18 protein-coding genes and 1 tRNA gene are annotated in these 19,646 nt (G+C 54.4%); 7 read left to right on the plus strand and 12 right to left on the minus strand.

Going from position 1 to position 19,646, the window contains the following annotated elements:
• Positions 1–3: 3 nt before the first annotated feature.
• Positions 4–2,085 (plus strand): ATP-dependent DNA helicase RecG, encoded by a 2,082-nt coding sequence (gene recG / locus UTO39_RS11800; RefSeq protein ID WP_320727222.1) that lies wholly within the window; start codon positions 4–6, stop codon positions 2,083–2,085.
• Between the two features lie 2 nt (positions 2,086–2,087).
• On the opposite strand, the gene gltS is transcribed toward recG, so the two are convergent.
• Positions 2,088–3,290, minus strand: coding sequence for a sodium/glutamate symporter (gltS, locus tag UTO39_RS11805; RefSeq protein WP_028015008.1), 1,203 nt, complete (start codon positions 3,288–3,290; stop codon positions 2,088–2,090).
• A gap of 225 nt (positions 3,291–3,515) precedes the next feature.
• Here gltS and xanP point away from each other — a divergent pair, with 225 nt between their 5' ends.
• Together xanP and UTO39_RS11815 are read left to right on the plus strand one after the other, a co-directional pair.
• Positions 3,516–4,907, plus strand: coding sequence for a xanthine/proton symporter XanP (xanP, locus tag UTO39_RS11810; protein WP_014830139.1), 1,392 nt, complete (start codon positions 3,516–3,518; stop codon positions 4,905–4,907).
• A 119-nt stretch (positions 4,908–5,026) separates the two neighbouring features.
• The gene (locus UTO39_RS11815; RefSeq protein WP_320727223.1) at positions 5,027–6,730 is read left to right on the plus strand and encodes an AsmA family protein; all 1,704 of its coding nucleotides are present in this window, start codon (positions 5,027–5,029) and stop codon (positions 6,728–6,730) included.
• 60 nt (positions 6,731–6,790) lie between these two features.
• Here UTO39_RS11815 and yicI read toward each other — a convergent pair whose 3' ends face one another.
• Both yicI and UTO39_RS11825 read right to left on the minus strand, forming a co-directional pair.
• The gene (gene yicI, locus UTO39_RS11820; protein WP_320727224.1) at positions 6,791–9,109 is read right to left on the minus strand and encodes an alpha-xylosidase; all 2,319 of its coding nucleotides are present in this window, start codon (positions 9,107–9,109) and stop codon (positions 6,791–6,793) included.
• Positions 9,110–9,121: 12 nt separating this feature from the next.
• Positions 9,122–10,513, minus strand: a complete 1,392-nt coding sequence (locus UTO39_RS11825; RefSeq protein WP_006812442.1) for a glycoside-pentoside-hexuronide family transporter — start codon at positions 10,511–10,513, stop codon at positions 9,122–9,124.
• Positions 10,514–10,803: 290 nt separating this feature from the next.
• Between UTO39_RS11825 and UTO39_RS11830 the strand changes: the two genes are divergently transcribed.
• Positions 10,804–10,898: transfer RNA gene (locus UTO39_RS11830), tRNA-Sec, on the plus strand.
• Between the two features lie 76 nt (positions 10,899–10,974).
• Positions 10,975–11,538 (plus strand): DUF6680 family protein, encoded by a 564-nt coding sequence (locus UTO39_RS11835; protein WP_320727225.1) that lies wholly within the window; start codon positions 10,975–10,977, stop codon positions 11,536–11,538.
• On the opposite strand, the gene UTO39_RS11840 is transcribed toward UTO39_RS11835, so the two are convergent.
• A complete protein-coding gene (locus tag UTO39_RS11840; RefSeq protein ID WP_320727226.1) occupies positions 11,535–11,738 on the minus strand; it encodes a toxin-antitoxin system HicB family antitoxin in 204 nt (67 codons plus the stop codon). The two genes, UTO39_RS11835 and UTO39_RS11840, sit on opposite strands and share 4 nt — an antisense overlap.
• 101 nt (positions 11,739–11,839) lie before the next feature.
• On the opposite strand from UTO39_RS11840, the gene UTO39_RS11845 reads away from it, so the two are divergent.
• Complete coding sequence (locus UTO39_RS11845) at positions 11,840–12,181, plus strand: SymE family type I addiction module toxin (protein ID WP_320727288.1); 342 nt, start codon at positions 11,840–11,842, stop codon at positions 12,179–12,181.
• Between the two features lie 617 nt (positions 12,182–12,798).
• Here UTO39_RS11845 and UTO39_RS11850 read toward each other — a convergent pair.
• From UTO39_RS11850 to UTO39_RS11885, 8 genes are all read right to left on the minus strand, one after another.
• On the minus strand, positions 12,799–13,293 hold the full coding sequence (locus UTO39_RS11850) for a type VI secretion system tube protein TssD (RefSeq protein ID WP_320727227.1): 495 nt from the start codon (positions 13,291–13,293) through the stop codon (positions 12,799–12,801).
• A gap of 11 nt (positions 13,294–13,304) precedes the next feature.
• Positions 13,305–13,652, minus strand: coding sequence for a putative T6SS immunity periplasmic lipoprotein (locus UTO39_RS11855; protein ID WP_320727228.1), 348 nt, complete (start codon positions 13,650–13,652; stop codon positions 13,305–13,307).
• Positions 13,649–14,191 carry a type IV secretion protein Rhs gene (locus UTO39_RS11860; protein ID WP_320727229.1) on the minus strand — a complete coding sequence of 181 codons (543 nt, stop codon included), beginning with the start codon at positions 14,189–14,191 and terminating at the stop codon, positions 13,649–13,651. The genes UTO39_RS11855 and UTO39_RS11860 overlap by 4 nt, the downstream gene beginning before the upstream one ends.
• Positions 14,192–14,318: 127 nt before the next feature.
• Positions 14,319–14,762 (minus strand): acetyltransferase, encoded by a 444-nt coding sequence (locus UTO39_RS11865; protein ID WP_320727230.1) that lies wholly within the window; start codon positions 14,760–14,762, stop codon positions 14,319–14,321.
• Positions 14,763–14,827: 65 nt separating this feature from the next.
• The gene (locus UTO39_RS11870; RefSeq protein WP_320727231.1) at positions 14,828–15,874 is read right to left on the minus strand and encodes a class I SAM-dependent methyltransferase; all 1,047 of its coding nucleotides are present in this window, start codon (positions 15,872–15,874) and stop codon (positions 14,828–14,830) included.
• Positions 15,875–15,959: 85 nt separating this feature from the next.
• Positions 15,960–16,898 (minus strand): helix-turn-helix domain-containing protein, encoded by a 939-nt coding sequence (locus UTO39_RS11875; RefSeq protein ID WP_320727289.1) that lies wholly within the window; start codon positions 16,896–16,898, stop codon positions 15,960–15,962.
• Between the two features lie 193 nt (positions 16,899–17,091).
• A complete protein-coding gene (locus UTO39_RS11880) occupies positions 17,092–17,571 on the minus strand; it encodes a hypothetical protein (protein ID WP_320727232.1) in 480 nt (159 codons plus the stop codon).
• A gap of 1 nt (position 17,572) precedes the next feature.
• Positions 17,573–18,334: a winged helix-turn-helix domain-containing protein gene (locus UTO39_RS11885; RefSeq protein WP_061096654.1), complete on the minus strand. Its 762-nt coding sequence runs from the start codon at positions 18,332–18,334 to the stop codon at positions 17,573–17,575.
• 703 nt (positions 18,335–19,037) lie between these two features.
• Here UTO39_RS11885 and UTO39_RS11890 point away from each other — a divergent pair.
• Positions 19,038–19,640 (plus strand): LuxR C-terminal-related transcriptional regulator, encoded by a 603-nt coding sequence (locus tag UTO39_RS11890; protein ID WP_151412324.1) that lies wholly within the window; start codon positions 19,038–19,040, stop codon positions 19,638–19,640.
• The last annotated feature ends 6 nt before the right edge of the window (positions 19,641–19,646 follow it).

Genomic DNA, 19,646 nt, shown 5'->3' on the forward strand with positions numbered 1-19,646 from the left:
CCGATGAAAGGCCGCCTGCTGGATGCTATCCCGCTCAACAGCCTGACGGGCGTGGGCGCGGCGCAAAGCAATAAGCTGGCAAAAATTGGCCTGCACACCGTGCAGGATCTCCTGCTTCACCTTCCCCTGCGTTACGAAGACCGCACCCAGCTCTACAAGATTGGCGATCTGCTTCCCGCCATTTACGCCACCGTTGAAGGCGAAGTCCTGAACTGCAATATCACTTTCGGCGGACGCCGGATGATGACCTGTCAGATCAGCGACGGCACCGGCATCCTCACCATGCGTTTTTTCAACTTCAGCGCGGCGATGAAAAACAGCCTGGCGACGGGCCGCAGGGTGCTGGCCTATGGCGAAGCCAAGCGCGGGAAATACGGCGCGGAGATGATCCACCCGGAGTACCGCGTGCAGGGCGATCTCAGCACGCCGGAGCTGCAGGAGACGCTCACGCCGGTTTACCCGACGACCGAAGGCATTAAGCAGGCGACGCTGCGTAAGCTCACCGATCAGGCCCTTGAACTGCTCGATACTTGCGCCATTACCGAGCTGCTGCCGCCAGAACTGGCTCAAGGGATGATGAGCCTGCCAGAAGCGCTGCGCACCCTGCACCGCCCGCCGCCAACGCTGCTGCTCAGCGATTTAGAAAGCGGCAAACATCCCGCCCAACGGCGTCTTATCCTTGAGGAATTACTGGCGCATAACCTGAGCATGCTGGCGCTTCGCGCCGGCGCACAGCGTTTCCACGCTCAGCCGTTAAGCCCGAATGATGTGCTCAAAGATAAGCTGCTGGCCTCTCTGCCCTTTAAGCCCACCGGCGCGCAGACGCGCGTCACCGCCGAGATTGAACGCGATATGGCGCTCGACGTGCCGATGATGCGCCTGGTGCAGGGCGACGTAGGCTCCGGTAAAACGCTGGTTGCCGCCCTGGCCGCGTTACGCGCCATCGCCCACGGCAAACAGGTCGCCCTGATGGCGCCGACAGAACTGCTGGCCGAGCAGCACGCCAATAATTTCCGCGCCTGGTTCGCGCCGCTCGGGATTGAGGTGGGCTGGCTTGCCGGGAAGCAAAAAGGCAAAGCGCGACTTGCGCAGCAGGAAGCCATCGCCAGCGGCCAGGTGCAGATGATTGTCGGCACGCACGCTATCTTCCAGGAGCAGGTGCAGTTTAACGGCCTTGCGCTGGTGATTATCGACGAACAGCACCGCTTTGGCGTGCATCAGCGTCTGGCGCTGTGGGAAAAAGGGCTGCAGCAGGGCTTCCACCCGCATCAGCTGATCATGACCGCCACGCCGATCCCGCGTACCCTGGCGATGACCGCCTATGCCGATCTGGATACCTCCACCATCGACGAGCTGCCGCCGGGCCGAACGCCGGTGACGACGGTTGCGATACCGGATACGCGCCGCAGCGATATCATCGACCGCGTGCGCAACGCCTGTACCCATGAAGGGCGCCAGGCCTACTGGGTCTGTACCCTGATTGAAGAGTCTGAGCTGCTGGAAGCGCAGGCCGCCGAAGCGACGTGGGAAGAGCTCAAGCTGGCGCTGCCCGAGCTGAAGGTTGGCCTGGTTCACGGCCGCATGAAGCCTGCCGAGAAGCAGGCGGTGATGCAGTCCTTCAAACAGGGGGAGCTGCATTTGCTGGTCGCGACGACGGTCATCGAAGTGGGCGTTGACGTGCCCAACTCCAGCCTGATGATTATCGAAAACCCGGAGCGTCTGGGGCTTGCTCAGCTCCACCAGCTGCGCGGGCGCGTCGGCCGCGGCGCGGTAGCGTCGCACTGCGTGCTGCTTTACAAAGCACCGCTTTCAAAAACCGCCCAGATGCGGCTGCAGGTGCTGCGCGACAGCAACGACGGCTTTGTGATTGCGCAAAAAGACCTGGAGATACGCGGCCCGGGCGAACTGCTGGGCACGCGCCAGACGGGAAATGCGGAATTCAAAGTGGCGGACTTACTGCGCGATCAGGCCATGATCCCCGAAGTTCAGCGCCTTGCGCGCCATATTCATGAACGCTACCCCGAACAGGCGGCAGCGTTAATTGAGCGCTGGATGCCGGAAACCGAACGCTATTCCAACGCCTGATCTCAGGCAAATATCGGCAGCATCAGGTACAGCTTGATCACCAGCGCGTTGACGATATCAATGAAGAATGCGCCAACCATTGGGACCACCAGAAACGCCATATGCGATGGCCCGAACCGTTCGGTGATCGCCTGCATGTTGGCGATAGCCGTTGGGGTAGCCCCCAGACCAAACCCGCAGTGACCCGCCGCCAGCACCGCCGCATCATAGTTTTTCCCCATCATGCGCCAGGTCACGAACATGGCGTACAGCGCCATAAACAGCGCCTGCACCGCCAGAATCGCCACCATCGGCAGCGCCAGCGAGGCCAGCTCCCACAGTTTCAGGCTCATCAGCGCCATCGCCAGGAACAGCGACAGGCAGACGTTGCCGAGCACCGATACCGCGCGGTCAAACACGCGGTAAAAGCCCATCAGCGCCAGACCGTTGCTCAGGATCACCCCGATAAACAGCACGCAGACGAACGTTGGCAGTTCAAATGCAGTGCCCGCCAGCCATTGCGCAACCACTTTGCCTACGGTCAGGCAGATGGCAATCATCGCGATGGTTTCAATCATCACCAGCGAGGTAATACTGCGGCCAACGTCCGGCTTTTCGAACGCGGTCGGCACCATTTCATCGTCCGGTCTGCCGTTCGGCGTGGTGGAGTGCTTCACCAGATAGCGCGCTACCGGGCCGCCAATCAGGCCGCCCAGCACCAGGCCAAAGGTCGCGCAGGCCATCGCCACTTCCGTCGCGTTTTCAAACCCGTAGCGTTCGATGAAAAGCTTACTCCACGCGGCCCCGGTACCGTGACCGCCCGAAAGGGTAATCGACCCCGCCAGCAGCCCCATGAGCGGATCCAGCCCCAGCAGCGTTGCCATACCGATGCCAATGGCGTTTTGCATCAGCAGTAGCCCCACCACCACAATCAGAAACACGCCGAGCACCTTACCGCCCGAGCGCAGGCTTGCCAGGTTGGCGTTCAGGCCGATGGTGGCAAAGAAAGCCAGCATCAGCGGGTCTTTCAGGGACATATCAAAATCAATTTCCCAGCCCATGCTTTTTTTCAGTATCAGCAGGGCCAGCGCCACCAGCAGACCGCCGGCGACAGGTTCAGGAATAGTGTATTTTTTCAGAAAGGAAACGCTGTGGACCAGCTTGCGACCAAGCAGAAGAACCAGCGTTGCGGCAACAAGGGTCGACAACGTATCGAGATGAATCATAAAAGGCTCCTGTTATGCGCGTGTTCCATACACACGCGGCGTTATCCTGGGCCGGGTTGCGCTCGTCATGAGCCCCCGGCGCAAAAAGTGTAATTTTTTTTTCCGATGGGTTGTAAAAAACCTGCTCACATCGGCAGATTTTCTTCCTTTTTTTTGTTGGCAATCGTTTGCTTTTACCAGATGGTCAGATAAAATGCCCGCTTTTCCACCGTGGGATTGCCGCCGATGTCCGTTAACAGCATAGAGTCGCCCGATGCGCAACCGATTGCGCAGAAGCAAAATAGCGAACTGATTTACCGCCTTGAAGACCGCCCGCCGCTGCCGCAGACGCTTTTCGCCGCCTGCCAGCATCTTCTCGCAATGTTTGTCGCGGTAATCACCCCGGCGCTGCTGATTTGCCAGGCGCTCGGCTTACCGGCTCAGGACACGCAGCACATTATCAGTATGTCTCTGTTCGCCTCCGGCGTGGCCTCCATTATTCAAATTAAAGCCTGGGGTCCGGTGGGCTCTGGATTATTGTCAATTCAGGGCACCAGCTTTAACTTCGTGGCGCCGCTGATCATGGGCGGTACGGCGCTGAAAACCGGCGGCGCAGATGTCCCGACGATGATGGCAGCGCTGTTCGGCACGCTGATGCTGGCCAGCTGCACGGAGATGGTCATCTCCCGCGTGCTGCACCTGGCTCGCCGCGTGATCACCCCACTGGTTTCCGGCGTCGTCGTTATGATTATCGGCCTGTCGCTGATTCAGGTGGGCCTCACCTCCATCGGCGGCGGCTACGCGGCAATGAGCGACCACACCTTCGGCGCGCCGAAAAACCTGCTGCTGGCGGGCGTGGTGCTGGCGATTATCATTCTGCTTAACCGTCAGCGTAACCCTTACCTGCGCGTGGCCTCACTGGTGATCGCCATGGCGGCGGGCTATCTGCTGGCGTGGGCGCTGGGCATGCTGCCGGAAAACACCGCGCCGACCAACAGCGCGCTGATCACCGTCCCAACGCCGCTTTACTACGGCCTGGGCATTGACTGGGGCCTGCTCCTGCCGCTGATGCTGGTCTTTATGATCACCTCTCTGGAAACCATCGGTGATATCACCGCCACCTCCGACGTCTCCGAGCAGCCGGTGTCCGGCCCGCTGTACATGAAGCGCCTGAAAGGCGGCGTGCTGGCGAACGGCCTGAACTCGTTTGTCTCTGCGGTATTCAACACCTTCCCGAACTCCTGCTTCGGCCAGAACAACGGCGTGATCCAGCTGACCGGCGTGGCCAGCCGCTACGTTGGTTTCGTGGTGGCGCTGATGCTGATCGTCCTCGGCCTGTTCCCGGCGGTGAGCGGCTTTGTGCAGCACATCCCTGAGCCGGTGCTGGGCGGCGCAACGCTGGTGATGTTCGGGACTATCGCGGCCTCCGGCGTGCGTATCGTCTCCCGCGAGCCGCTGAACCGCCGCGCGATCATGATTATCGCGCTGTCGCTGGCCGTTGGTCTGGGCGTTTCCCAGCAGCCGCTGATCCTGCAGTTTGCGCCTGACTGGGTGAAAAACCTGCTCTCGTCCGGCATCGCCGCCGGTGGCATCACCGCTATCGTGCTGAACCTCGTTTTCCCGCCTGAGAAGAACTGATCTCCCTCACGGCAGGCAGTCAATGCCTGCCGTGACATCTAATTACACCATTCCCGCCTTGAGCATTGCGCATAAATCGTGCATAACTCCCTTATGTTCGTTTCGCGGGATGGAAGACCATGAAATTTATTGGAAAGCTACTCGTCTATCTTCTGGTAGCCCTGCTTATTGTGCTGCTGGCGTTCTATATTTTGCTCCAGACCCGCTGGGGCGCGGCTCAGGTCAGCAGCTGGATAACGGTGAATACCGACTACGAACTCAGTTTCGATAAGATGAATCACCGCTTTTCGTCCCCTTCCCACCTCATTCTGGAAAATGTCACCTTTGGACGGGACGGTAAACCCGCCACATTAGTTGCCAAAAAAGTCGATATTGGCCTGAGCAGCCGTCAGATCACCGATCCGCTGCATATGGGCACCATCACCCTGTTCGACGGTACGCTGAATCTCTCGCCTCAAACGGCGCCGCTGCCCTTCCAGGCCGATCGTCTGCAGCTGAACAACATGGCCTTTAACAGCCCGAATACCGAATGGGACCTGAGCGCGCAGAAGGTCACGGGCGGCGTCAGCCCGTGGCAGCCGGAAGCAGGCAACGTGCTGGGTAAAAACGCGCACATCCAGATGAGCGCAGGCTCGCTCACCCTGAACGGCGTACCGGCCACCAACGTGCTGATCGAAGGCCGGCTGAACGGCAAGGAGGTGGTGCTGAACACCATTGGTGCCGATATGGCCCGTGGCTCGCTCACCGGCTCCGCCCTGCGCAACGCCGACGGAAGCTGGATTATCGACACCATGCGCCTGAACGAGATCCGCCTGCAGAGCGACAAAACGCTGAAGGCGTTCTTCGCGCCGCTGGCCACCATTCCCTCTTTACAGATTGGCCGTCTGGAAGTCACCGACGCCCGCCTGCAGGGCCCGGACTGGGCGGTGACCGATCTCGACTTAAGCCTGCGCAACCTGACGCTGAGCAAAGGCGACTGGCAGAGCCAGGAAGGCCGCCTGTCCATGAACGCCAGCGAGTTTATCTACGGCTCGCTGCATCTGTTTGACCCGATCCTGAATGCGGAGTTTTCCCCGCAGGGCATAGCGCTGCGTCAGTTCACCTCCCGCTGGGAGGGCGGCATGGTGCGCACGTCCGGCAACTGGCTGCGCGACGGCAAAGCGCTGGTGCTGGACGATGTTGCCATCGCCGGGCTGGAATACACCCTGCCGCAGAACTGGAAAACGCTGTGGATGGAACCGCTGCCGGAGTGGCTGAACAGCGTCACGCTGCAAAAATTCGGCCTGAGCCGCAACCTGGTGATCGACATCGATCCCGCTTTCCCGTGGCAGATCACCTCCCTGGACGGCTATGGCGCAAACCTGCAGCTGGCGAAAGATCGCCAGTGGGGCGTCTGGGGCGGCAGCGCAACATTAAACGGCGCGGCGGCGACCTTTAACCGCGTGGACGTGCGCCGGCCGTCGCTGGCGCTGAATGCTAACGCCGCCACGGTGAACATTACCGACCTGAGCGCCTTTACCGAGAAAGGGATTCTGGAAGCCACGGCGACGGTTTCACAGCTGCCACAGCGGCAGACCACGGTGAGCCTGAACGGGCGCGGCGTACCGCTCAACGTGCTGCAGCAGTGGGGATGGCCTGCGTTACCGATTACGGGCGACGGCAATATTCAGATGACCGCCAGCGGCAGCGTGCAGGCGAATGCTCCGCTGAAGCCGACGGTGAACGGCAAGCTGAACGCGGTGAATATGGATAAACAGCAGGTGCAGCAGACGATGACGGGCGGCGTGGTGTCGACACCACCCTCACCCCAGCCCTCTCCCTGAAAGGGAGAGGGAGTAAACCGTTCCCTCGCCCCTTTGGGGAGAGGGTTAGGGTGAGGGGAATTAAAGGTGAACCACCACCTCATCCCCCTCGGCTTTCACCACTACGCCCCACTCGCTGCCCGCGTGCGAGCCGCCCTTGACGCCGCTCACCTTCTGCACGTTGCGCAAGCACACCGACCAGTTTTTCGCGTATCCCTCACCGGTAAAGGTCACGATGTCGCCCCGACGTGACGCCTTCAACGTAAACGCCACGGAGCCGTCCGCCGCAGGCACTTCGCTCGCCGCCGTTGCGCCGTCGTCCAGGTTAAACAGCTGGAAAGCCGTCCCCTCGTTCCACGCGTAGTCCGGCTTCTGGTTATTGTTGCCCAGCGCCAGCAGGGTGTTGTCGCGCACGTAGACCGGCAGGCTCATGAAATCATGCCGCTGCTTATGCCAGCGGCTGCCCTGAATTTCGTCGTTGTGCCACAGGTGCGTCCAGCGGCCTTCCGGCAGGTAGAACTGCACGTCCCCCGCCTCGGAGAACACCGGCGCGACCATAACCGCATCCCCCAGCATGTACTGGCGGTCGAGGTAATCGCACGCCGGATCGTCCGGGAACTCCAGCATCATCGCGCGCAGCATCGGCATGCCAAACTCGCGGGCCAGCGCCGCCTGACGGTACAGGTACGGCATCAGCTGACATTTGAGCTGCGTGAAGTGACGCACCACGTCGCAGGACTCGTCATCGTACGCCCACGGCACGCGGTAGGATTTGCTGCCGTGCAGGCGGCTGTGGCTGGAGAACAGCCCGAACGCGCACCAGCGTTTGTAGACATGCGCCGGGGCGGTGTTTTCAAACCCGCCGATATCGTGGCTCCAGAACCCGAAGCCGGACAGGCCAATCGAAAGCCCGCCGCGCAGGCTTTCGGCCATCGACTCATAGTTGGCGTAGCAGTCGCCGCCCCAGTGCACCGGGAACTGCTGCGCGCCGACGGACGCCGAACGGGCAAACAGCACCGCCTCTTCCTCACCCACCGTCTCTTTCAGCACGTTCCACACCAGCTCGTTATAGATGTAGGCGTAGTGGTTGTGCATCTTCTGCGGATCGGACCCGTCGAACCACTGCACGTCCGTCGGGATACGCTCGCCGAAGTCGGTCTTGAAGCAGTCGACGCCTATCGCCACCAGGCCTTTCAGCTTGTCGGCATACCACCGGCACGCGTCCAGATTGGTGAAGTCGTAAATCGCCAGACCCGGCTGCCATTTGTCCCACTGCCACAGGGAGCCATCCGGGCGCTTGAGCAGGTAGCCCTTCTCTTTTAGTTCACGGAAGACCGGCGACTTCTGGCCGATGTACGGGTTAATCCACACGCAGACTTTGAGCCCTTTCTCCTTCAGGCGGCGGATCATCCCTTCCGGGTCCGGGAAGGTCACCGGGTCCCACTCGAAGTCGCACCACTGGAAGGCCTTCATCCAGAAGCAGTCGAAGTGGAACACGTGCAGCGGCAGGTCGCGCTCGGCCATGCCGTCGATAAAGCTGTTTACCGTCGCTTCGTCATAGTTGGTGGTGAACGAGGTGGTAAGCCACAGGCCGAACGACCAGGCAGGCGGCAGCGCCGGACGCCCGGTGAACTGCGTATAGCGGTTGAGCACCTCTTTCGGCGTCGGGCCGTCGATCACGAAGTACTCGAGATACTCCCCTTCCACGCTGAACTGCACTTTGGAAACCTTCTCGGAGCCCACTTCAAACGAGACGTTTTCCGGGTGATTCACCAGCACGCCGTAGCCGCGGTTGGTCAGATAGAACGGGATATTTTTGTAGGACTGCTCGGTGCTGGTGCCCCCGTCGCGGTTCCAGGTCTCGACCGTCTGGCCGTTGCGCACCAGCGCGGTAAAGCGCTCGCCCAGGCCGTAGACCGTTTCCCCCACGCCGAGATCCAGCCGCTCGAATACGTAATTGCGATCGGTATTGCTGTCCTGTACGTAGCCGTTGTTTTTCAGCTGGCTGCCGGTAATGCGCTGGCCGTTGCGCAGGAAATCCAGCGCCCAGAACTCGCCTTTGGTGACGCGCACGCTGACGCTGCCGCTTTTCAGCTCGGCAAAATCGGCGTTGTTTTCAATCTCAACCTTTACATCCTTCAGAACGTTCAGCGGATAGTGCGGGCCGTTATTCAGCGCGCCCTGGAAGTGCTCGATGCGCACCCCAACTATGCCTTCCTGCGGGGAAAACAGGCGCACCGTGAACATCAACGTGTCGAGCTGCCAGGTGCGTTCGCGCACGTCGCGCGGCGCAACAAACACCACCAGATCGTTGCCCTGCTGCTCCACGTCGAACACCTGAACCGGATACATCACGTTCAGGCCCGGTTGAATGAGCCAGTTTCCATCACTGATTTTCATGCTTTCGTCCTCTTAGTTCTGCAATTCTTTGCTGACCGGCAGGTTTTCAAACTCCTGCTGATTGCGGCGCGCGCCCTGCGCCAGCTCGCCCAGGATTTTGGTCAGGAAGGGGGTTTTCAGCGTGTAGTAGCGTTTGGCGATAATGGCGCTCAGCACGTAGCAGACCGCCGGGGCCAGGGTAAACAGGCCGATGATGATGCTGATGGTCGCGCTGTTCTGGGTTTTGGCTGCCGCGTCGTAGCCGCCGCCTGCCAGCATCCAGCCGATCATCGCCCCGCCCAGCGCCAGGCCGAGCTTCAGCACGAACAGCGTGCCCGCAAAGCTGATGCCGGTCAGGCGCTTGCCGTTGGTCCATTCGCCGTAGTCGACGGTATCGGACATCATCACCCACTGAATCGGCGTCACCAGCTGGTGCAATACGCCGATGACGAAGATGAAGCCGAACATCAGCACCGTGGCATGCATCGGGACGAAGAACATCGCCACGCTGACCACCGCCAGCGCGGCGTTGGTCCACCAGAAGATGCTGACCTTGCACTTCCAGTCGGTGAGCGGTTTCGCCAGCGCGGAGCCAATCAGGTTGCCGACGCAGTAGGTGGTGAGGAAGGCGACGAACACCTCCGGCGAGCCCATGATCCAGGTGCAGTAGTACATCATCGCGCCGCCGCGCACGCAGACGGCGAGGATGTTGAGGATGGTGAGCACGCCGACGATGCGCCACTGGTCGTTTTGCCAGATATCACGCAGATCTTCCCGCATGGAGGTGGTGCTCGGCGGCACCTGGATGCGCTCTTTGGTGGTGAAGAAGCAGAACGCCAGCATCAGGAACGCGACCACCGACAGCACGGCGATCCCGCCCTGGAAGCCGAATGCCTTATCGTCGCCGCCAATCAGGTTCACCAGCGGCATCATCAGCACCGTGGAGAGCATGCCGCCCGCCGTCGCCAGCACGAAGCGCCAGGACTGAAGGGAGATACGCTGCGTCGGGTCGTTGGTGATCACGCCGCCCAGCGCGCAGTAGGGAATGTTGACCACGGTATAGAGCAGGGTCAGCAGCGTGTAGGTCACCGCGGCGTAAACCATTTTGCCGTTGAGGCTAAGGTCCGGCGTGGTGTAGGCCAGCACGCAGACGATGCCGAACGGGATGGCGCCGAACAAAATCCACGGACGGAACTTGCCCCAGCGGCTGCGGGTGCGGTCGGCAATCAGCCCCATGCACGGGTCGGAGATCGCATCCAGCGCGCGCGCCAGCAGGAACATGGTGCCGACAAACCCGGCGGGAATGCCGAAAATATCGGTGTAGAAAAACATCATGTATAACATGACGTTATCAAAAATGATGTGGCTGGCGGCGTCTCCCATGCCGTAGCCAATCTTCTCTTTTACTGACAATACTTCGCTCATCTTTTTTTATCCTTCACGCTGTAGGGGGCGCTGAGACCGGTTGCATTGGTTTTAAACCATTGTTTCAAAGGCGGGTATTGCGTTTTCTGGTTAGCAGATTACGTTTCTTGTTTTTTGTGATCGCGGTAAATGTCGGAGAGCACGAAAGGCTAACCTGAGGATTTTCTTAAGAATTAACTGAAACAGGGGTGTACAGGTCAAAAGAGAGGTGAAAAAAGTGTGCGGGGGGATGTGGTAAATGCCTGAAAGTAGCTATAATGCGCCCCGCCTCCATGTAGCAATGCAGGCGCGGAAGATCGTCATCTCCGGTGAGGTGGCTGGACTTCAAATCCAGTTGGGGGCGCCAGCGTTCCCGGGCAGGTTCGACTCCTGTGATCTTCCGCCAAAAATATACCCTACTCACGTAAATAAACATCGTCTATTATTCTCTTAAATTAATTTTTGACTAGAGAGAATAAAAAATGAATTTAGTTCTAGCTATCGCTACTGTCTTTGCTACCCTTTTTAGCCCATTAATAGCTGTTAGAGTACAAAAATATTTAGAGAAGAAATCAGAAAAACAAACAATAAAAGTTAAAATATTCTCGCAACTTATGGCTACTCGAGCTATTTCATCTCGTTTACTCCCTGAGCATGTTCAAGCATTAAATATGATTGACTTAGCCTTTTATGGAGATATAAATCGCGGAAAAGTAAAGCGTTCTGATTCAGAAAAAAAAGTCACATTAGCTTGGAAGGAATATTTCGCTCACCTTTGTTCAACCGTACCCCTAACGGAATCTGGGGCAGAATTATGGAATCAAAAAAGCAATCAACTTTTTTTGAACTTGCTTTATGAGATGGCAAATGATATTGGATATGACTTTGACAAGGTCCATTTGCAGAACGCCATATATTCTCCCACTGCGCATGGTGATATGAATCTTGATCAAATTAAAATAAGAAAAGGTTTAGCCTCTCTCCTTACAGGAGATAATCCCATTAAGGTCGAATTAACTGGCAAACAAGATAAAAATAAAAACTAAATATCATCACCTGAAAATGGCTTATGACCTAAACGAATTAGTTCTTGACGTCCTAGAGTTTTAAGCCAATTTACTAAACTCATTCCCTCAGCCTTCGCAGCAGCCTCAAACTGTGCCTTCAACTCCGGTGTAATTCGAATCTGAAAAGTTGGTGCTTTTTCGGATTTAGATTTATTAGGGTCGCGTTTAGCTGTTGACATGTACGTACCTTAACATACGAAAACCTCAAAATGAAACACTCTCGCCAGGTACTCGCAATACCAGACGAGAGCTAACCTTACCAACTATCAAGATGTTGATTATAGCTGATTCGCATTCTACCCCAGACACCGACCAATCCGGAACCGAGCATTCGTTAATTGTGGGGTACCGCCCGAATGTTTTCGACAAATCCACGCCGAAAATCATCCTTTCCGGCAAGTGGCTGCGCACGGCGGGTTTTGATACCGGACAGCAGGTCACGGTAAAGGTCATGAAAGAATGCATCGTTCTGGTGGCGTATAACGAGCAGGAGCAGCGGTTGCAGGATGATTATAAACGGGCGAAGGCAAAGCTCATCAAGATTGAGAATGCGCTTGCAGCGATCCAAACTCCACGTCCTGGAAAGCGCCTTGCAAAATCAAATACAAGCCACCTGGCTTAGCGGTTGATTCTGACATACTACAAGTGAGTTGGATTAATCTTTTAAAAAGAGGGAGGCGACATATGAGATGTCGCCCTACATGAAAGACTTTTTATTTTTCAATAATTTTTCACACATTCTTTCTATCTATTGATAGATAGAAAATATTCATTGCACTAATTGTTAATATTTTATCGCATTTATTGCTGGAGGTTTTGCAAGGCCAATCACAGTTTAATTTCACTTCGCATATTAAGCTTTTTAATGAGACCAACATAGACGGATAATTTTTATTTTGGAAAATTCACCATATAAAATACGAGGTAAAAATTATGAGAACATTTAAGATGGCCATACTAAAAGTGGACTGTAATGAATAGTATCAAGCTCTGGTTAAAAGAACAAATTCTCTTCATTCTTCGAGGCTTAGTACCATTATTATGTGTCATAATTTTTGCTTTGTTTGCCGTAACATGGCTACAAGAAAAAACCGCAATGAATTTAATATGGATTTTTGTTACAATCGTAGGCTTATACATTCTTTTATCAAAAAGAACATAACTGCTCTTTAGGATTATTAAGTTCAGTGCGCTAACTAAATCATTTAATCCCTCCCTATAGGGAGAGGGATCCAATCTTCAATAACGGCCTCCCTGAGGCACCTTATTCCAGTGATCCTCATATTTAATATGCCCTTCCAGATAAAACCACTCGATACCGCTGTAACGGATCCCGATACTTTCCATCATATTATGACCAGGCGCCCCTGGAACCCAGGTATGTGCAGCATCGACAGACATAATCACGATACTATCCAGCGTTATATGGTACACCTCGAATTCGAATCCTGCTTCGTTCACATCATAGTAATGGATAACAGCTTTATGTAGCCTTTTGCTTTGACACAAGGCATCAGCAAAGAAAGGGGACGTTTTGTCGATCTGCTTATGGATAGTAAATGCCCCATGTTCTCTGGCCCCCATAAGATTGCCCGTACTGGCGCTGCAAACCTGATGGATGTGGTAATTGCTGTTAAGAATCTCAATCGCGCCTTCTCTGCCCGAAACGTTGCAACTGCCTTTGATCGGGTTTCCATTTTCATCATAAAGAAACATGTATGCGGGTAATGACATTGATTTTCCTCTTAATGATAATTTATAACTCTGCCGTCATTATCCTTGAAAAATGGATAGTAATAATTTCGCTCATTCAAGGTATAAGACATTTCATAGGCATAGCCAGGTGGCAGGGCGATCTCAATACAACTATCTGGATAAGAACGACCTTGAAATTCGGCGGCAGCAATTTCTCTATAAACACCATGTTGCCTAGACGAAATTGAATACCCACTCAATATATCTTTTTCATCAACACTAAAACAAAAATGATTGCCATTTATCATGATAGTTCGCTGCTCAGGAATATTCAGGTTTTCACCCGGACAACCGGTCAACATTGAGATAATTGGAATGAATAGAATTTTTAGTTTCACTGTGGAAAGTCTCCTAAAACAGCTTCATACCGCCTGAGGAGATCCTGTTTTGGTTCCGATGGGTCGTAATCGATGAGTTTATACAGGTTACTGCGGGGGTCAAACCCATAGGTATTGAGCAGCCAGAAATCACTGACGATAGAGGCTTGTTGCTCGAGACCGTAATCAAGCAAGTGATGTTTATCTAAATGGTAAGAATAGTCGACAGCCCATGAGAATGCTCCACGAAGGCGTACCATCATACCGTGCTGATGCTGCCAGACATGCATCATTTCATGCAGAAAAAGATGTGCTCCGACGATACGAGACATTCTTTGATGGGACATGGAAAAGTCGTTTTCATACGTGCCTTCCATGAAGTAAATCTCACCATTTGGCGTCATTGCGGTTCTGAAGTTCTGCATATTGAAGGGCAAATAACTTCCCCGATGAATCCAAACTTCATTATAACGAATACTTAAACCATAAAGCGTTTTAGCAAGGTTAATTTCACCGAGCGTTAGCAGTCGCACTCCGCCAATTTTTATTCCATCGCTCATTTGCGCTCTCCTTTTGCGAGAGCTATATTAATATCACCGTAACTTAATACAATTATTTTTTTAATGAATGACAAGAGTGAAATTATATTTCTCAGAAATTACGCTAACGTTTAAATTTATCTACTGATTATTTATACTCACACAACCGCATATGCAGCAACGGAAACGGATTCCCCTGCCCGTCCAGTTCCGAGCGTCCGACCTGCTCAAACCCCATATGGCGATAAAACGCGACGCCCTGCGGATTCTGCTCATTCACATCCACCTCGTTCGCACCGAACGCTGCGATGGCGTGTTGCAGCAGCAATTTCCCGACACCCTTCCCCCGGCTCGCGTCGTCAACAAACAGCATTTCAATGCGATTTTCATCCACGCCTAAAAAGCCGTGAATAACGCCTGCGTCATCGCGAGCAATCACGACCTTAAGGTTAGGCAGATAGGCGTTAAGCAATAGCGGGCGCAGCGCCACAATATCGCTTTCCTGTAAAAAGTGATGGGTGGCGCGGACGGAGGATTCCCAGATCGCGACCAGACGTTCGAAGTGTTTGGGGTGTGCGGTTTCTATTTTCATGGGGGGATCATGTGCGGTTTAGAACGTTAATTCAAGTCACTCCTTGCGCTCTGTCCACCCTCACCCTAACCCTCTCCCACGGGGAGAGGGAACTGAACGTGCGGTTTTTCATACCCTACCCTAATCTCCATCACCGCGTACACCCCGTCCTTCGGCACTACCACGGTGACGTTTTCCACCGGCACGCCCGCCGCGAGGTGTATATCCTTCAGCTGCTGTAACGACCTCGGGTAAATATCCTCCCAGCCGATGCCCCGCAGCACAAAATCAATCTGCGGGCTGCTGTTGAGCATGTTCGACACAATCAACGCCCCACCTGGCTTGGCCAGCCGCAGCGCGCGCTGGAGAAAAATCACCGCGTCGGTGTCGTTGAAGTATTCGAAAATCCCCAGCGCGTCGACAAGTTCGGCCTGATGCTCGCCCAGCTCCAGCAGCAGGTCCTCGTTACGCACCAGCGTATGGAGCAGGTTGCGCCTGAGCAGGGTCAGCTGTTCGCCCACCACGATGCCCTCCTGCGCCGCCATGGTTTCGGCCCAACTGAGCGCCACCGGGTCTTTGTCCACCAGCGTAAGATACACCTTCTGGCCGTCGAGCTTTGCTTCGCGCAGCGCCTCCAGCACCGGGATGGCGGCACCGCTCGCGAGGCTGATCCAGTTGTTCTCGCTCTCATTATGAATGTACTTTTCCACCAGCGCGGCCAGCACGCGGGCGCGGGAGCGCACGCCGACCGCGTCATTAGCGTGGATAAACCACTGGCGGCTATCGCTGTCCATTTTAGTGCCGTCAGGCAGGCGATCTTCCAGCGGGTTTTGCACCACAAACAGCGCCAGCGCGGAGGGCACCAGCCGGGTGCGCCACGCGGCGAGCGCCGGACGGTTACGGAAGGCCTGTTCGGAATAGCGGTTCTGGGGGACAAGCACGGCCTGCCCCCCTTCGTCGTATCCCACCCGCGGGGGCCGGAGCGCTGGCTCGGCTTTCAGGGCGCGATCAAGGGTGGCGATTTCACGGGCAGCATCGTCTTTCATCGGCCACTGGTCGCTGACGTCGGGAAAGGACGCACTGAAAATCGTCATATTTTCCGGTACATCGCCGCGAAAAGGCTGCCAGTTCATATCGTCTTCCCTCCGTTAGGCTTTTAACGGAAGTCTATCCAGGCGAGCCAGTAACACCCTACGAAGAAAGCACGAAATCGGCACATCAGTTCTGCGACGTGCGCCATACTCCCGGCGTACAGCCATACTCGGCCTGAAAATGACGAATAAAGTGGGCGCAGTCGCTAAAACGCATCCGTCGCGCAATATCCGTGACGCTTTGCTGAGAGTTCTTTAGCAGCCAGCAGGCATAGCGCAGCCTGGCGCTGCGAATAAATTCCCGCGCCGTTTTGCCAAACTCGGCGTGAAACAGGCGGTTGAGCTGACGTTCGCTCAGCCTAACGTCCTGGGCGAGCCTGGCGGCGTTCAGCGGGTAAGTCAGATATTGTTCGATAATCATCACCGCCCTGCGCAGCCGTGAATCAGGGATCATGGCGATATTCGCAGGCCGTGGCGTGGCGGCGTCATGTGGAGGAAGTGAAAGACGCCGGGAGGTTATGGCCGCAATGTCGTCTCCCCCGTGGGCGCGGATCAGCGCCGTTGCCAGGGTGAGCGTTGAGATCCCACCCGGGCAGGTCAGCACATCACCTTCGTCGATAAAATCGAGGCCTTGCTCAGCATAAACCAGCGGGAACCGTTGCGTGAAAACGCCATGATGATGAGGATGGATCGAGGCGCGGCGCTCGTTCAGTAAGCCTTCCTCCGCCAGAATAAAGCTCCCGGTACCAATACCTATCAGAGGAACGTTGCTGTGATGAGCATCCGTGAGAAACGCTCTGTCGCCACGGTGTCCCTGGTGAAGATGCTCCAGACCTCCACCGATCGCCGCAATATAGTCAAAGTCACCGGGCGGCGCATGGGCGGCCTCTGGCCGCACGCTGAGCCCCGAACTGCTGACTACCGGTAAGTCGGAATAAGTGCTTATCAGGCTGAGTTTAAAGCGTATTTTCTGACTACGCTTCTGGACGCTGGATGCAATACGTAACGCCTCTATCAATCCTGAATATGCCAAAAGAGAGAAATGGGGCCACAGGAGTAAACCCATATGCAGGGATTTATTCCGTGCAGGCGTCATTCTGACGCTATCATCAATTAAAGTTTTCATTAACTTGCCGAAGAATTAATAATTACATTATCGCAACATTATTGTTGCTGTTATATTTTACTAAGATAGGTCCTGGCTGTTAAATCAAGCATAAATGATGCCCGCAAAAACTTAAAAACATTTCTCCCTGTCGCTATCCGTTTTTTGACGTGTGGCACACATAGGTCGGTAGCGTTCCCAGAATAAATAAATAATTCTCATTCTGCTGTTTCTTAATGCGCATATAAATATTCTTATTCGGATAGATAAAAAATAAGGGTTCGTACTTCTCCAGCCAGCTGTCGCTGATGTTGTCATCCGGAAATTTCATATTGCGTATGGACGTCAGATTATAGACGCTGTCTTTGCGCTCAATCTGAAAGAATACTTTGCGGTTCAACGTCTTCGCTGGGTCACTTTTCACCCGTCCATTCATACTGAGTATTCCGCTGTTACCCTCCACGGTGTAATTCAGCCACAGAGAGAGCGTCTCATCACGGTGATGCTGGATAAAGTTCACCTGACAGGCAAAAGGCTGGATGTAATAGCGATGCCAGAGGTAATACGCCGCCACGACAGCTCCCATTAACAGGCATAGACAGAGCGCAATAAACGTTTGGCGATAGCGAACCATACTAGCGATCCTCTATAAAATAATCAGACATACAGCGGTTGGGTTCCGTCATCGGCCTGTCACAACGAATGACCGACGCGCGAGGCAGCAGGATGTATCCGCTCACATATATCCAGGGATAGTTCGCGCACTGGTCCTTAAACGGGGTGGCATAGGACAAGGCTTTATCCCGATCGCGTTGCGTTTCTATATCGCGAGAAAAATAGAGCTGACACTCGCCCATCTTCATCGCGAAGCGGTATCCGTCTACGAAATAGCTGTCATGCAGCAGGCTATGGCTGATAACGCTCATACCAGCCAGTACCAGCAATACCACCAGCGCGCCCGGCAGCCAGAAGCGGCGTGCAGAGATAGTCGGGGCGACAGCCTCTTCGCAGACATCCGGAGCAGCACATCCTTCCTCTTCAGCCTGCGGCTGCGTCTCTTTAATGGTGATTTGCGTATCGCTTGCGAGCGTCAGTCCAATGCGCGGGATAGTGACAATCGGATCGGTTTCAAACCCCACCTTCTTCAGCCCTTTACGCAGAATAGAAATGTTCTGGTAATAGGTATTAGGCGAAACCAGCATCCCCCGGCGCTGCCAGACAATATCCATGCACTCCTGTTGGGTCACAATACTTCCGACTCTCTCAATTAATAACAACAAGCAGCGGCCCGCCGGGGAATTTAATACCACCACCTGGTCAGGATTGTTGAGATTGCGTAATGTGCTGGCGGCTGGGTGAAACTCTACCAGGCCATTAATAATGTAATGCTTATGCATAGAATGGGCTAAATACCTCCGGTCAACGCCTGTTGCTCCAGTTGATTCCCTTCATGGTTAACCTGCGTATCCCTCGCCTGTGTAAGGATTAATGTGACGGATAAATGCGCAACTGTATATCCTGGCGCCTGGCGAAAAATCTTATTTTTCCTTTCTGTTTATCTGACTGGCCTGAAGTTTTCTTAACCGCCATTTAAAGCCCTCTTGACACTGACAAAACTCGACAAAGTCACCCGTTGAACGCTTTAGTCATCATTGTCTGAATTATTCAGCGTGCTTAATTTGTTTTTTTAACAAAAAGCAGAGAGGACGCGCTCTGTCAGCGGGTTTCGAAATTACGGCTCATTCGAAAGCTGTCGTCCTGATTAATAATTTCTGCACTAAACTGTTAGCCAGCGTCAGTAACCACCCGCCTCGCATGACGTCCTCAGACTATTTCCTTACAAAACATTTATTAAAGCTAACTTTTCAATAAAAACTATCGGTATGATTATTTACAGGCAGATAAGCAAAAGCCGGTTCAGCGAGGAGAAATTGACGCTACACCTAAACTGCACTTAAAACAAATTAAGATTAATTCAGGTTACCTCTTTTACGCCCTGGGTATAGTGGGCTCACACCGTGCAATGCTTAATTGCTTCGAAAATACAGGCATCGTTCTGCCCGGACGAGTCTCATTACAATTATAAATCGAGGGAATGACATGGCGAATAAGCTCAACAATACACGTCATTTAAATATCGCACTATTGGGTGGGGATCACTTTGCGCGCCAGGGGATCGCTGCGTTATTAAAAAACATTGCCCCGACTATGCAGATTACAGCATCGATCGATAATTACGCGGAGATCGAAACAATACTCGCGGCAAAACCGGTAGACGTGATTTTCTTATCCGGCACGGAGAAATATCACGCGGGATATGATTGCCTGAAATATATCAGGAAGATGAAAGTCCTCTATCCCGGCGTACTTATTTGCATGTATTCCGCACCGGCAAATTCCTGGCTGTGGATACGTGGCGATATAGACGCCTATATCTCGCTTCAGGACCCGCTTTATCACTGGCGAGCCAGCGTATTAAAAATGGTCGATAGCCGTTATCGCCCAACAAAGAAACCCACGGCGTTATCGCTGACGCCGGGTGAATGGAGGGTATTGAAGGAGCTCCGCAAGGGTCTGGATATGCGTTACATCGCCGAAACAGAGCAGCTTTCTTACCGTCGTGTCAGCGCGTTAAAAAGCTCAGCGATAAGAAAACTTGGGCTCAGGAACAAGACAGATTTGCTGGTCTTTTTAACCAGTTAGACCTGC

This window comes from Enterobacter sp. 118C5 (assembly GCF_034107645.1).
GTDB classification, from domain to species: Bacteria; Pseudomonadota; Gammaproteobacteria; order Enterobacterales; family Enterobacteriaceae; genus Enterobacter; species Enterobacter nematophilus.

Bases quoted from the DNA above. Each gene is read 5' to 3' on its own strand.
- UTO39_RS11825 (WP_006812442.1), bottom strand. From the start codon at position 10,513: ATGAGCGAAGTATTGTCAGTAAAAGAGAAGATTGGCTACGGCATGGGA.
- recG (WP_320727222.1), top strand. From the start codon at position 4: ATGAAAGGCCGCCTGCTGGATGCTATCCCGCTCAACAGCCTGACGGGC.
- yicI (WP_320727224.1), bottom strand. From the start codon at position 9,109: ATGAAAATCAGTGATGGAAACTGGCTCATTCAACCGGGCCTGAACGTG.
- UTO39_RS11840 (WP_320727226.1), bottom strand. From the start codon at position 11,738: ATGTCAACAGCTAAACGCGACCCTAATAAATCTAAATCCGAAAAAGCA.
- UTO39_RS11875 (WP_320727289.1), bottom strand. From the start codon at position 16,898: ATGGGTTTACTCCTGTGGCCCCATTTCTCTCTTTTGGCATATTCAGGA.
- gltS (WP_028015008.1), bottom strand. From the start codon at position 3,290: ATGATTCATCTCGATACGTTGTCGACCCTTGTTGCCGCAACGCTGGTT.
- UTO39_RS11885 (WP_061096654.1), bottom strand. From the start codon at position 18,334: ATGCATAAGCATTACATTATTAATGGCCTGGTAGAGTTTCACCCAGCC.
- UTO39_RS11880 (WP_320727232.1), bottom strand. From the start codon at position 17,571: ATGGTTCGCTATCGCCAAACGTTTATTGCGCTCTGTCTATGCCTGTTA.
- UTO39_RS11890 (WP_151412324.1), top strand. From the start codon at position 19,038: ATGGCGAATAAGCTCAACAATACACGTCATTTAAATATCGCACTATTG.
- UTO39_RS11870 (WP_320727231.1), bottom strand. From the start codon at position 15,874: ATGAACTGGCAGCCTTTTCGCGGCGATGTACCGGAAAATATGACGATT.
- UTO39_RS11815 (WP_320727223.1), top strand. From the start codon at position 5,027: ATGAAATTTATTGGAAAGCTACTCGTCTATCTTCTGGTAGCCCTGCTT.
- UTO39_RS11865 (WP_320727230.1), bottom strand. From the start codon at position 14,762: ATGAAAATAGAAACCGCACACCCCAAACACTTCGAACGTCTGGTCGCG.
- UTO39_RS11860 (WP_320727229.1), bottom strand. From the start codon at position 14,191: ATGAGCGATGGAATAAAAATTGGCGGAGTGCGACTGCTAACGCTCGGT.
- xanP (WP_014830139.1), top strand. From the start codon at position 3,516: ATGTCCGTTAACAGCATAGAGTCGCCCGATGCGCAACCGATTGCGCAG.
- UTO39_RS11850 (WP_320727227.1), bottom strand. From the start codon at position 13,293: ATGTCATTACCCGCATACATGTTTCTTTATGATGAAAATGGAAACCCG.
- UTO39_RS11835 (WP_320727225.1), top strand. From the start codon at position 10,975: ATGAATTTAGTTCTAGCTATCGCTACTGTCTTTGCTACCCTTTTTAGC.